The sequence below is a fragment of the Arthrobacter melezitosi genome (genome assembly GCF_054511055.1).
In genome coordinates this window covers 1-12,726 of sequence record NZ_JBTNDJ010000012.1, presented here as the reverse complement: position 1 = coordinate 12,726, position 12,726 = coordinate 1, and the positions used below count along the sequence as shown (strand labels likewise).

Sequence of the window (12,726 nt, the reverse complement as noted above, 5' to 3'; positions counted from 1 at the left end):
CCGCGGTGCCGGCTCACCGGCTGCCACCGGTTGCGGCAGCTGCGGCGCCGGTGAGGTCGGTCCCGGCGAGCCGCCGCGCGTAGGCGAACAAGGCGTCGGGCTGCGTCTGCTCGGCCACCGGCGCGAGGAGGACCGTGAACTTCTCCCTCTCCGCACTGAGCAGGGCCCGGCACCGCCGCTCGAGGTTTTCACGGGCGGTCTTGGCGAGCCGGCGGACGGCGTCCTCGCCGAAGACGGCCTCCAGGAGCTTCTGGCCGACGACCGCTGAGCCGCCGGCGATGCCGATCTCGGCACCGGACAGCCCGCCGGTCGAGGCAAAGACAACGACCATCAGGGCGACCGCCACCCCGTTGACCCCGAAGGAGAGCATCCGTGCCGCGAACCGCTTGTCGGAGCCCTCCGTGCTCACGAGGTCGAGCAGGTCCTGCTGCCACTCCCGAACCTGGCGTGCCGCCTCCGCTGAAAACTCGTCGCTGACATAGGGCCCCCTCCCGGCGAGCAGGGCGCGGCCGGCGTCGTCGCTGCGCCACCACTGCTCGGTCTGCTCGTAGGCCTTGGCGGACTCCTCGACGATCACCGAGTGGAGCCCCGTTTCGATCGCCGCGGCGACGGTGGTTGCCGGAGCCGGCTGGCCGGTAAAGAAGGCAGTGATCCGGTCACGCAGCCATCCCACCCGGGTTTCGATACCGCGCATGAACTCTCCCGTGCCCACGAAGTCCTGCCACCGCGCGAGGACTTCCCCGCGCAGCATCGTGCCGTCCTCGGTCGACCGAAGGATCGCGGCGAGGGCTTCCTCGTAGGCGGCCTCCGCCGACCCTGCAAGCCGGACCGCGGACGACTGCTGGGCCTCGGCGGCCTCCGCCACCTCCTCGACGCGCCCGGCCAGGGCGCGCACCGCGCCGGCGAGGGTGCGTCGCGCGACGTCGGCCCTTCCCTCGGCGTCGGCGGCCAGGGCCTGCAGCCAGCGGCGGATCGGGTCGACGGATCCGGCGGGCAGCATGCCGTCGGAATCGAGGTCGGACTCCTGTACGACGAAGATCGGGGCATGGCCGAGGGACTCGGCGGCGAGGAGGGTCATGAGGTCGCCGCGGACCTCCTCTTCCACCCCGGCCGGTACGCGGTCGAGGACCACGGCCAGGAGGATGTCGCGCCGTGCTGCTTCGGTGAGCAGCTTCCACGGGACGGCATCGGCGTAGCGGTTGGCCGTCGTGACGAAGATCCACAGGTCCGCGGCCGCGAGCAACTGCCCGGCGAGCCGCCGGTTTTCGTCCGCAATGGAGTCGATGTCGGGCGCATCGAGGATTGCTAGTCCGCGCGGGACCGTGGACTCACCTTGCAGCAGGAGGGTTCCGGCCGCCACTCCGGCGGCGTCCTGCGGGGCGAGCTCCCCGTACCCGGCCTGGACGCGGCTCAGCGAGGGCAGCACGCGTTGGGAGGTGAACCACTCCGCCTCGGCTGGGTGGTGCAGGAGGATGGGCTGCCGCGTTGTGGGGCGGACAGCACCCGTGCGGGTCACCGGACGGCCGATGAGTGCGTTGACGAGGGTGGATTTGCCTGCTCCGGTCGAGCCGCCGATCACGGCGAGCAGGGGGGCGTCGAGGCGCTCGAGCCGCGGAAGGATGTAATCGTCGAGCTGTGCGGCCGCCGCGGCCGCCGCGGTCCGTGCCGCCGGAGCGCCGGCCAGCGAGAGAGGGAACCCGGCGCCCAGCAGTGCACCATGCACCTCCCGGAGAAACCCCGCAAGCCCGTGGGCGTCCGCGGCGGTGAGGGATGCATTCATCTTTCCATCATGCCAGCTTGCTTAGTTTCGTGCTGGGGCTGGCCGAGGGGCTCGCGGGCACAAAAAAACGCCCCGGACATCCGATGAATGTCCGGGGCGTCTTCAGCGATGTCCTTGAACAAGGACGCTCGTGACCCCAGCGGGATTCGAACCCGCGTTACCGCCGTGAGAGGGCGGCGTACTAGGCCGCTATACGATGGGGCCAGTACTTTGATCCTGCTTTACTTCGGTACTGCTTTTACTGCTGAACTGCTGCATTTTACTGCGCTGGGGTACCAGGACTCGAACCTAGAATGTTGGTACCAGAAACCAGTGTGTTGCCAATTACACCATACCCCAATGGCACTTTCCGAAGGCCCAGTGGTGCAGGCTTCCGGCTGCGTTACCGCTCCGCGCCGAGAAATAACTCTACCGGAAAGATGGCAGGAACTGCAAAACGGCGCCCAAATCGGTGATCCGGCGCAGCCCCTCCCCCGCCGTTCCGCCGTTGTCGGCGGCTCCGGCGCGGGCGCCGGAAGCCGCTCCCCGGGCAGGCGCCCCGGCGGCACGCCGGTCGAGCCAGACGCCAACGAGGCCCGCGGCATCGGCGCCGCGGGCGTCGAGATCGGGATTGTCTCCGACGTAGAGGGTGCGCGCCCGGTCGGTCCCGAGGAGCCGGGCCCCCTCATGGAAGATTCCCGGATCGGGCTTCGCCACCCCGACGGCGTCGATTCCCACCAGGACCCGGATGCGGCCCAGCCCGGAACGGTCCAGCTTGGCCCGCTGGTAGTCGTGCACATTGTTGCTCACGGCACCGTACGGGATGCCCCGTGCATCGAGTTCGTCGAGCAGGGGCATCACGTCGTCGTAGGGCCGGAAATGCAGCGGCAGGGTGGCCTCGTAGGCGCTGTTCCAGCGGTGGGCGGCCTCCCCCTCGAGCGGGTCGGCGATGAAGGCCGCCTGGGCGTGGCGGGCGCGTCGAAGGCGCTGCTCAACAAAGGTCAACTGGCCGGCCAGGAAGCTTTCGTAGTGGCCCTGAGGGTCCGTTGTGAAGAGCCGCTTGTACTCGGCCCAGTCGTCGTCACTCAGATGCCCGAAACCATCCCCGGCGATATGGTGGAGCGTCCTGCCCATGGCGGTCTCGAGGTCGACGAGGGTGTCGTCGATGTCGAAGAGCACGCCTTCGATGGCCGGCGCGGCTCCACCGGCACCGCCGCCGGTCCCCATCAGCCCACCGCCCCGGCGAAGGAGCGGATCCGCGCCAGCGAGGAATCACGGCCAAGGATGACCATCGACTCGAACAGCGGCGGGGAGATGCGCCGCCCCGACACGGCCGTGCGCACCGGGCCGAAGGCGAGCCGGGGCTTGAGGCCAAGGTCATCCACCAGGGCGGCCCTCAGGGCGCCCTGGATGGCCTCGGCGTCCCAGTCGGCCACCGACTCCAGTGCGTCGAGGGTCTTGGCGAGGACCTCCCCCAGGTTCTCCGGCAGGCCCTTCCGGGCGTCGTCGGCGACGTCAATGGAGTCGTCGTCCTTGAACAGGAACCCGAGCATCTCGGGGGCCTCGCCCAGCAGGGTGATCCGTTCCTGGACGAGCGGTGCCGCCTCCGCGATGATGGCTTCCTCGCGCTCGGTCACCGGGTCCCCCACCAACCCGGCAGCCTGGAGGTACGGGACGAGGCGGGAGCGGAAGTCCTCCGGTTCGAGCAGGCGAACGTGGGTCCCGTTAATCGCCTCGGCCTTCTTGAGGTCGAAGCGGGCAGGGTTGGCCAGGACGTCGCGGACGTCGAACTTCTCGATGAGCTGGTCGACGCTGAAGATGTCCTCATCGGCGGAGAGGCTCCAGCCGAGAAGCGAGAGGTAGTTGAGCAGCCCTTCGCGGATGAAGCCGCGGTCGCGGTGGAGGAACAGGTTCGACTCGGGGTCGCGCTTCGACAGCTTCTTGTTGCCCTGGCCCATCACGTAGGGCAGGTGCCCGAACAGTGGCATGTAGCGCGCGACGCCGATGTCGATCAGGGCCCGGTAGAGGGCGATCTGCCGCGGGGTGGAGGAGAGCAGGTCCTCGCCGCGCAGGACGTGCGTGATGCCCATCAGCGCGTCGTCAACCGGATTGACCAGGGTGTAGAGCGGGGCCCCGTTGGCGCGCACGACGGCGAAGTCGGGGACGCTTCCGGCGCGGAACGTGATTTCACCGCGGACCAGGTCGGTGAAGGTGATGTCCTCATCCGGCATCCGGAGTCGAAGCACCGCGGCCCGGCCCTCGCTGCGGAACGCCTCGCGCTGCACTTCGGTGAGGGTGCGGTCGAAGTTGTCGTAGCCGAGTTTGACGTCGCGCCCGGCCGACCGGTGGCGGTGCTCAACCTCCTCGGGGGTGGAGAAGGACTCATAGAGGTGTCCGGCCTCGACGAGTTTGGCGATCACATCCTGGTAGAGGTCGCCGCGCTGCGACTGCCGGTACGGCGCGTGGGGGCCGCCCACCTCGACGCCTTCATCCCAGTCGATGCCGAGCCACCGCATCGCATCGAGGAGCTGGTTGTAGCTTTCCTCGCTGTCGCGGGCCGCATCGGTGTCCTCGATCCGGAAAATCAGCTTGCCGCCGGTATGCCGGGCATACGCCCAGTTGAAGAGGGCGGTACGGATCAACCCGACGTGAGGGGTGCCCGTGGGTGACGGGCAGAACCGTACGCGGACCGCGGTTGAGTCGTTGACAGTGGGAATCTCGGCTGCAGTAGTCATGATGGGCCAATTCTAGTAGCCGGCCCCATCCCCACCGCCCACCGGGCGGTGGGTGCCGGTTGCTACCGGCGGGCAGGATTCGAAAGCCGGCCGATCCCTTCGACGTCCACCTCGTAGCGCTGGCCCTCGCTGATCAGTCCGACACCCGCCGGAGTGCCGGTGAGGATGATGTCGCCGGGAAGCAGGGTGAAGGCCTGGGAGACATACGCCACGAGCTCTTTGGCTCCCCAGATCATCTGGCTGGTGGAGCCGTCCTGGCGGAGCTCACCGTCGAGGCTTCCCCTGATGGCGAGGTTTTCCGGGTCGAGGTCCGTCTCGATCCAGGGCCCGATGGGGCACGAGGTGTCGAAGCCCTTGGCCCGTGCCCACTGGTCATCCGTCCGCTGGGCGTCACGCGCCGTCAGGTCGTTGGCGCACGTGTATCCGAACACGACGTCGTCGACCCGCTCCAGGGGCACGTCCTTGCAGATGCGTCCGATGACGACAGCCAGCTCGGCCTCGTAGGAAATTTCGTCTGAGAAGGACGGCAGGAGGATGGGGTCGCCCGGGCCGATCACGGAGGTGTTCGGCTTGAGGAACATCAACGGAGCCGGCGGCACCTCATTGCCGAGTTCCGCGGCGTGATCCGCATAATTCCTGCCGATTCCGACCACCTTGCTGCGGGGAATCACGGGCGCCAGGAGGCGGACGTCGGCCAGCGGGTGCCGGGCTCCGGTGAGCTGAACTCCGGAGTAGAAGGGATCACCGTTGATGACCGCGAGCTCCTCGCTGCCCTCCGGCCCTTCGACGACGCCGAACATTGGATCGTTATCTACAACAAAGCGGGCTATACGCATTGCTCTAGGCTACAGGTTCACAGCGGACGTCCCCGGGCAGCGGAAAGGCCGTGAACTCGCCCCCCAGGAGGCGGGTTCACGGCCCTTATCAGCTTGTCTCCAAACACCGGTTGGCCCGGTTAACCGGAGATCCGGAAGGATCAGTAAGGCCAGTTACCAACGCGGGTGGTGCTCGTGGTCTTGGTCGTCGTGGAAGTCGAGTCTGCTGCAACGGCAGCGGATCCTCCGGCAACGACGAACACTGCGGACAGCAGGAGAGATGCGACGATTTTCTTCATATTTACCCCTTGGTTATACGTGAAGATCGCGAAGGGAGCTCCTGCGCGAGCGTGATAGCACTTTCAGTATACGAGTGAAAGCGAGACACACCAGTCACATAGACAACATTTATTGCGATTTCTCACATTTCCCCGATGTTAGCCTTAAGCTCACGGGAGCAGTGGGGGTCTTCTGCCTATATTCAATGACAATCGCCCGCCTTCACACCGGGCCTTGAGCGGAGGTTGACATGAGCATCGATCGGGACCCCGGCACGCTCGTACTGGCTAGCCTGAAAGCGCGGGAGGCCTGGAACCAGCGTGACTATGACCGCGCTCATCGCCTTGCGGAGGAAGCGGCGGACCTGGCAGGCGAGATCGGTGACGGGGATATCTGGTGGGAAATGACTTTCTTCCGCGCCGAGTGCCTTCGTAAGGCGGGAGCGATGACTGCGTCCTCAGCAATTGCCATGACCCTGAAGAAGCATCCCATCACGCAGGATTCACCTGCCCTCGGCGCCCGCGTTTCAACCTCGCTCGCCCTGGCCCTCCAGGGCTGCGGGAAGCTTGATCAGGCGGTAGCCGAGGCACGGGTTGCAACGGCGAAAGCCGCCGAAGCTCCCACACACAGCAATTCCCAGATCGAGGCGGAGCATGCCCTCATCGCCGCCCTGGCCGAAAGTGACCAACTCGACGATGCGTGGGAAGCCTGCCTCGTCCTTTCGGAACTGCTCGGCCAGAGCGACGTGAGCCCACAGACGGCCGGCCTCGGCTACTGGGCGATTGGAAACGTCGCCTATCTGATGCGTCGAGTGGAGGACGGGACCAAGTACCACCGCCTCGCTGCGGAAAATCTGTCGCCGACCAACGACCTCGATCTTTGGGCCCGCTTCAACCGCGCGTCTGCTGCACTGCGCCTCGCCGCGGGGGTCGTCGAGCCGGAAACGCTCGAATGCATTGACCGCGCCGAAATGGCCAGCTCGATTGTCGGCGGCAGCGAGCGGGACCAGCTCGAACTGGCACTGACCCGTGCCCATTGGCTCGTGCTCACCGGCCAGTTCGATGCCGCGATCGAACGACTGCGGGCCGTGACCGCCCAGGAGTCCCTGCTTGCGACCCACACCGCCGCCGAAGCCCGCTTCCTCCTAGGCCAGGCTTTCAATGCGCGCCACATTGAGCTGGAAGCGCTGCTGAACCTGGAAGCCAGCGAACAGCTCTTCGTGCAGTCCGGGGCGAATGACCGGGCCGCCGCTGCACGGCAACTCATTCACCAGGTCCAGGGCGGTTGACCGAGCGCACCGCCGGCCGCCGCTCCGAATTCACCTCTTAGCGAAGCAGACTTGCGGTTGAGGGTAGCAAGTTGTGTAGAGTCTTCCTTAAGCCCTGGCCGGGCTGGGCGTTTCCCCCCATTACTCCCACCCCGGCCGGGGCCTTGCTCTTTAATCCGGGCACTGCGCCAGCAGCCGCAAGAACATCTGGACGTGGATTTCCTACCCCATGCCGGTGACCTCCCGCACCAAGCAACGGCATAGTTAAAGCTGCCGCGGAGCGGGCCCCATCGGTGCTATTGTTACGCGCATCACAAGGCGTCCGTCTCCGCCGGTGGCAGCGGACGGACGGCGGCGTCGTTCAGGGGTCCACGGTGGTGGCCCCAGAAATAGCAGGGTCTCTGTCCTTCCATGGGCAGGTAGCGCAACAGGTCATGCAGCCCTGAAAGGGCGGTGCGGTTGCCGTATGGATGCTGGGGAGCATATGTCAGAATCGATCACCATTGCGCTTTCCGCGACCCCGAATACGGGTCCGCCCGCCGACGTAGGTGCGGCGGAAAACGAGGCCGGCCCTGTCAAGAGACCCAGCCGATCCCGCCTGCGCCCGGTGGGAAGTCCCCCTGGGTGTTAATCGTCGATTACGGCGCCATCCGGCTGAGCCGCGACATACTCCATGGCGGGGACCGCCGCCGGCGGGCTTTTGTCCGCTGAAATCAGAACGGGAAAGGTTGGGGGACCGATTGACCGACAAGACAATGCTCCACGACGCCGCGGGCATGCTCGACGCTGGCGGGGGCGGTGAAGCACTCCGGCTCAAGGAGCAGACGAAGTCCACGGATGGCATCACAGTGATAACGCTCCCGGCGGGTGAGCATATCTCCCGGCGACTCGCCGAGCACAAGGCAGAGGAAGCCAGGCAACTTGCGGCGGGAGTCCCCCGCCCGCTGCTGATCGACATCAGGGGTGTAAAGTCCATCGACCGAAACGCGCGCGCCATCCTCGGTGCCGCCCAGATGTCGGCGGCTGTTGCACTTCTCGGCACCAGTCCGGTCGACCGGGTACTGGGCAACTTCGTAGTCGGAGGCCAACAGCCGAGATGCCCCGTCGCATTCTTCACATCGCGACGGGAAGCCGTTGCATGGTTGGTGCCATTCCGGCCGGTACCCTGAAAAGGATGAACGCCGAAAACAAGGATCCGCGGCTGGGCCAATTGGTTGACAGCATCGTGCGTCTCTCGCGCGGCGAGCTGAGCAGCCGGATCGAGCCGTCTGAAGCGCGGGATGAGGTCGATGCGGTAATTACCGGATTCAACCTCCTCGCCGAAGAACTTGAACAGGTTTACGACCAATTCGAGAAGCGGGTCGAGAGCCGAACGGCAATGCTTCGACAGGCGCACCGGGACATGAAGAAGATGGCCATGTCCGACGCCCTCACGGGGCTCGCGAACCGCGTGGCGCTGATGGAGAGCCTGGAGGCTGCGCTGGTTGAGGCCAAGAATGGAGCACCTCCGCCGGCCCTGATCCTCCTGGACCTCGACTCCTTCAAGAACGTGAATGACCGCTTCGGGCATGACGCGGGTGACCGCGTTCTGCAGGAGGTCGGTACCCGGCTCAACGGCGTGGTGCGCGACAGCGACGTCGTCGCGCGCTTGGGAGGCGACGAGTTCGCGATTCTCCTTCCCGCGGCCAGCATGGAAATCTGCATGCGCGTGGCACGCCGTGCACTGGAAGTCCTTGGCGAGATCATCGAACTTGAGGACCTACAGGTCCACTCGAGGGCGAGCATTGGTGTGCGGCTGGGCGATCCCCACCAGACCGCCGACGACCTGCTGCTCGATGCGGACACGGCCATGTACGCCGCCAAGCGCGAGGGCCGGAATATCATCAAGGTATTCGAACCCGTGATGCAGTATTCGCGGCAACTGCGCAGCCAAATGGCGGCCGAACTCCGCGCCGCCATCCGCCGCGATGAACTGGTCCTCCACTTCCAACCGCTGGTTGAACTTGCGACAAACCGGATCATCGGGCTTGAGGTTCTTGTCCGATGGCAGCATCCCGTGCGCGGGCTCATTCCACCGGACGTGTTCATCCCCCTCGCCGAGGAGATCGGGGTGATCCACGACCTCGACCGGTGGGTGATGTCGACGTCGCTGCGTCACCTCGCCGAATGGCGTCGCGACCTTCCGCTCGATGACGACTTCCAGCTCCAGGTGAACCTTTCCGCTGTCGAGCTAAAGCAGCTGGACCTGGTCGACTATGTCCGCGGACTCCTGCGGGAGACTGACGTCCCCGCGACCTGCCTCGTCATTGAAATTACCGAATCGGCAATCGTGACCCGGGGCGAAGTGGAGATGTACTCGCTGCTCAGCCTGCAGCAGCTGGGCGTAGGAATCGAGATCGACGACTTCGGGACCGGCTATTCCTCCATCAGTTACCTGCGGGAGTTGCCCGTCAGCATGGTGAAGGTGGACCGTTCACTCCTCGTCGACCTCGACACGAAACCCGGGCAGTTCGGGTTCGTGTCAGCGGTCCTCCAGTTGATCCGCGCCGCCGGTCTCGAGGCTGTCTGCGAGGGCATTGAATCGAAGGAACAGGCCGACCAGCTCCGGGCGATGGGTTGTGCCAGCGGCCAGGGCTTCTACTTCAGCAGGCCGCTGCCGATCGACGAAATCAAGGCCCTGCTCGCCAACCGCAGGTTCCTCAGCCTGCCGGCCTGAACCCTTCCAGGGGCCCACCACCGGAACCGGTGAGTGGGTGGCGCAGCAGTTTGGCCGCGCCACCCTGATTCGGCGGTTAGACCAGGCGGGTCAGCCAGCCGTGCGCATCTTCCTCCGTGCCGGTCTGGATCCCCAAAAGCTGACTGCGGATGGACATCGTCACCTCGCCGGGCAGGGCGTCCGGGGCACCGATGATCTCCTCGCCGTCCTTCAGCTGCCCGATCGGCGTGATCACCGCGGCGGTGCCGCAGGCGAAGACTTCGGTGATGTCGCCATTCGCGACACCGTCGCGCCACTCATCGAGCGTGATCTTGCGCTCGATCACGTTCATCCCGCGGTCGCGGCCCAGCTGGATTACCGAGGATCGGGTGACACCTTCGAGGATGGTCCCTGAGAGGGCCGGCGTGACCAGTGAGCCGTCCTTGAAGACGAAGAACACGTTCATACCGCCAAGCTCTTCAACCGCGTTGTCATTAAACTGGTCCAGGAAGAGCACCTGCTTGCAGCCGTTGGCTTCTGCCTCAAGCTGGGCGGCGAGGGAAGCCGCGTAGTTTCCTCCGCACTTGGCCGCGCCGGTACCGCCGCGGCCGGCGCGGGCGAAATTCCGGGACACCCAGATCGAAACGGGCTTGAGCTCCCCGCCAAAATAGTTTCCGGCGGGCGAGGCGATGACGCGGAACGACACCTCACGGGCGGGCCGGACACCCAGGAATGCCTCCGTCGCGATCATGAACGGGCGCAGGTAGAGGCTTTCTCCGTCACCGGTCGGGATCCAGTCCCGGTCCGCCGAGACCAGTTGGCGCAGGGATTCGAGGAAGATCGCCTCCGGCAGCTGGGGCAGGGCAAGGCGCGCCGCGGACCGGTTGAGGCGCGCTGCGTTGGCGTCCGCACGGAATGTCCAGATGGAGCCGTCGGCATGCCGGTAGGCCTTCATGCCTTCGAAAATCTCCTGCCCGTAATGCAACACTGCGGCAGCGGGGTCCAGGGCGATGGGCCCGTAGGGCTCCACCCGCGCGTTGCTCCAGCCGCCGTTTCCATCGGCGTCCACCGAAAAGTCCACGATCGCGGTGTGGTCGGTGAAGTGGTTGCCGAACCCGGGATTGGCGAGGATGGCCTCGCGCTGCTCCACGGTCTTGGGTGTGGTGGAGAGATGCTGGGCAAACTCCAGATCGGTGGCTGTCATGATTCCTCCGCGCGTGACCTGCTCCGTGGCGGAGCTGTGCTCCCGGAGGGTAACTGGTCAGTGGTCAGTGCCGGCTGCTTCGCCGACGCTGGGTTAATGGTTCCTAACCACCTTAGGACACTGCGGCGGCAATCGCATCGCCGATTGCCGACGTCGTTCGTGGGCCACCGGTCCGCCCGGCGATGTCTGCCTCGACCGCGCGTTCCACCCGCTCGGCTGCTGCGTGCTGGCCCAGATGCCGCAGCAGGAGGGCGGCCGACAGGATGGCGGCGGTAGGGTCGGCCTTCTGTTGCCCGGCGATGTCCGGGGCCGACCCGTGGACCGGCTCGAACATTGAGGGCGCGGTGCGGTCCATATTGAGGTTCCCCGACGCCGCGAGGCCGATCCCTCCACTGATTGCCGCAGCGAGGTCGGTGAGAATATCTCCGAAGAGGTTGTCTGTGACGATGACGTCGAATCGTTCGGGATTGGTGACCAGGAAGATTGTGGCCGCGTCCACGTGCAGGTAATCGTGGGTGACCTCGGGAAATTCGCGCGCAACGGATTCGACGGTCCGTTTCCATAGGTGCCCGGCGAAGACCAGAACATTGTGTTTGTGGACCAGTGTCAGTTTCCGCCGGGGTCGCTCGCTGGCGCGGCGGAAGGCGTCCCGCACTACACGCTCCACCCCATGGGCCGTGTTGAGTGAGACCTCGGTGGCAATTTCATGCTTCGTGCCGCCCCGGAGGGTACCTCCGTTGCCCGCATAGGGCCCTTCGGTCCCCTCCCGCACCACGATGAAGTCAACGACGCCGGGCTCTGCCAGTGGTGACCCCACCCCCGGGTACAACCTGGAGGGGCGCAGGTTGACGTAGTGGTCGAGTTCGAATCGCAGCTTGAGCAACAGCTCGCGCTCGATGAGCCCCGAGGGGATCCGCTTATCGCCTGGCGCCGCGCCCACCGCTCCGAACAGGATCGCATCGTGTTTGCGCAGCCGGGCGAGGGTTTCGTCCGGAAGGGTCTCTCCGGTGGTGAGCCAGTGCTCGGCACCGAGGGAGTACTCCGTGAGCGCAAGGTCCACCTCATTGGCCAGTACCGCCGAGAGCACCTTCACCGCTTCCGCAGTGACTTCAGGGCCGATGCCGTCTCCGGGAATGATCGCGAGGTCCATACGAGCAGTAGAGGCGTCCATCGACCCAGATTACGAAGTAGGCCGTTCTGCGGACAATCAGTCTCAGTTTGTGAGACATCGGCGCGTGGGAGCCGCCGTGTTCGCCCACGCTGCCGCTGCCGCTGCAGAAAGGAGGACGGGCACCCAATCGGGTGCCCGCCCCCTTGTACTGACTAGTTGATCCCTGCTAGAAGCCGGCGTTCCGCTTCCGCTCAACGGCTCGGCCTGCCAGAAGGCCTGCACCGGTGAGGCTAGCCACGACAAGGCCTCCCAGCCATACCTGGCCCGGGTCATCCGATGCCGCTACCGCAGCCGACTGAATGTTGAGGCCCTGATTGGTGCGGACCGTCCCAGTTGAAGCAGGCACCACCACAGTTCGCACCGTGACGGCCCCCGCAGTCTTCACTGGGGCCTTCGTGATCACAACGGTTCCCCCAGGCTTGGTTGGAGTGTAGGGGGCCTGCGGCACTTCAGGGGATTCTGGTGCAGAGGGCTGCTCCGGAGTTTCCGGGGTTTGGGGGTTCTCCTCGACGGGGTTCTCCTCGACGGGGTTCTCCTCGATGGGGTTCTCCTCGATGGGGTTCTCACCGCAGTCGTCTTTGCCCTCACCGGTGTTGTTGTCCCCACCGTTGTTGTCCTCGCCGGTGTTGTTGTCCCCACCGTTGTTGTCGCCGCAGCCGTCACCGTTGCCGGGGTTGTTATCCCCGCCGCCACCGTTGCCGGGGTTGTTATCCCCGCCGCCACCGTTGCCGGGGTTGTTATCCCCGCCGCCACCGTTGCCGGGGTTGTTATCCCCGCCGCCACCGTTGCCGGGGTTGTTAT

Annotated in this window: 11 protein-coding genes and 2 tRNA genes; 4 read left to right on the top strand and 9 right to left on the bottom strand. The window is 65.8% G+C overall.

What is annotated here, in order from left to right:
* Positions 1 to 13: 13 nt before the first annotated feature.
* The 7 genes from ACX80W_RS12495 to ACX80W_RS12465 form a co-directional block, all read right to left on the bottom strand.
* Entirely contained in the window at positions 14 to 1,780 is a 1,767-nt protein-coding gene (locus ACX80W_RS12495) for a dynamin family protein (RefSeq protein ID WP_459283747.1), read from the bottom strand.
* A 131-nt stretch (positions 1,781 to 1,911) separates the two neighbouring features.
* A tRNA-Glu gene (locus tag ACX80W_RS12490) sits at positions 1,912 to 1,984 on the bottom strand.
* 63 nt (positions 1,985 to 2,047) lie between these two features.
* A tRNA-Gln gene (locus ACX80W_RS12485) sits at positions 2,048 to 2,119 on the bottom strand.
* A gap of 69 nt (positions 2,120 to 2,188) precedes the next feature.
* Positions 2,189 to 2,986, bottom strand: a complete 798-nt coding sequence (locus ACX80W_RS12480) for an HAD family hydrolase (RefSeq protein WP_459283745.1) — start codon at positions 2,984 to 2,986, stop codon at positions 2,189 to 2,191.
* A complete protein-coding gene (gltX, locus tag ACX80W_RS12475; RefSeq protein ID WP_459283744.1) occupies positions 2,986 to 4,494 on the bottom strand; it encodes a glutamate--tRNA ligase in 1,509 nt (502 codons plus the stop codon). Before gltX ends, ACX80W_RS12480 begins: the two co-directional genes overlap by 1 nt.
* A 62-nt stretch (positions 4,495 to 4,556) precedes the next feature.
* Positions 4,557 to 5,330: a fumarylacetoacetate hydrolase family protein gene (locus tag ACX80W_RS12470; protein ID WP_459283743.1), complete on the bottom strand. Its 774-nt coding sequence runs from the start codon at positions 5,328 to 5,330 to the stop codon at positions 4,557 to 4,559.
* A gap of 140 nt (positions 5,331 to 5,470) precedes the next feature.
* Positions 5,471 to 5,608, bottom strand: a complete 138-nt coding sequence (locus ACX80W_RS12465) for a hypothetical protein (RefSeq protein ID WP_459283741.1) — start codon at positions 5,606 to 5,608, stop codon at positions 5,471 to 5,473.
* Between the two features lie 230 nt (positions 5,609 to 5,838).
* Between ACX80W_RS12465 and ACX80W_RS12460 the strand changes: the two genes are divergently transcribed.
* The 3 genes from ACX80W_RS12460 (at position 5,839) to ACX80W_RS12450 (ending at position 9,571) form a co-directional block, all read left to right on the top strand.
* Complete coding sequence (locus ACX80W_RS12460) at positions 5,839 to 6,876, top strand: hypothetical protein (protein WP_459283739.1); 1,038 nt, start codon at positions 5,839 to 5,841, stop codon at positions 6,874 to 6,876.
* Positions 6,877 to 7,595: 719 nt separating this feature from the next.
* On the top strand, positions 7,596 to 8,024 hold the full coding sequence (locus ACX80W_RS12455) for a DUF7793 family protein (protein WP_459283737.1): 429 nt from the start codon (positions 7,596 to 7,598) through the stop codon (positions 8,022 to 8,024).
* 5 nt (positions 8,025 to 8,029) lie between these two features.
* The gene (locus ACX80W_RS12450) at positions 8,030 to 9,571 is read left to right on the top strand and encodes a putative bifunctional diguanylate cyclase/phosphodiesterase (RefSeq protein ID WP_459283735.1); all 1,542 of its coding nucleotides are present in this window, start codon (positions 8,030 to 8,032) and stop codon (positions 9,569 to 9,571) included.
* Between the two features lie 76 nt (positions 9,572 to 9,647).
* On the opposite strand, the gene ACX80W_RS12445 is transcribed toward ACX80W_RS12450, so the two are convergent.
* A complete protein-coding gene (locus ACX80W_RS12445) occupies positions 9,648 to 10,754 on the bottom strand; it encodes a branched-chain amino acid aminotransferase (RefSeq protein ID WP_459283733.1) in 1,107 nt (368 codons plus the stop codon).
* 112 nt (positions 10,755 to 10,866) lie between these two features.
* The gene (locus ACX80W_RS12440; RefSeq protein ID WP_459283731.1) at positions 10,867 to 11,925 is read right to left on the bottom strand and encodes a 3-isopropylmalate dehydrogenase; all 1,059 of its coding nucleotides are present in this window, start codon (positions 11,923 to 11,925) and stop codon (positions 10,867 to 10,869) included.
* Positions 11,926 to 12,418: 493 nt separating this feature from the next.
* Here ACX80W_RS12440 and ACX80W_RS12435 point away from each other — a divergent pair.
* Positions 12,419 to 12,726 (top strand): hypothetical protein (locus ACX80W_RS12435; RefSeq protein ID WP_459283730.1); only part of this gene is annotated, 308 nt, incomplete at its 3' end.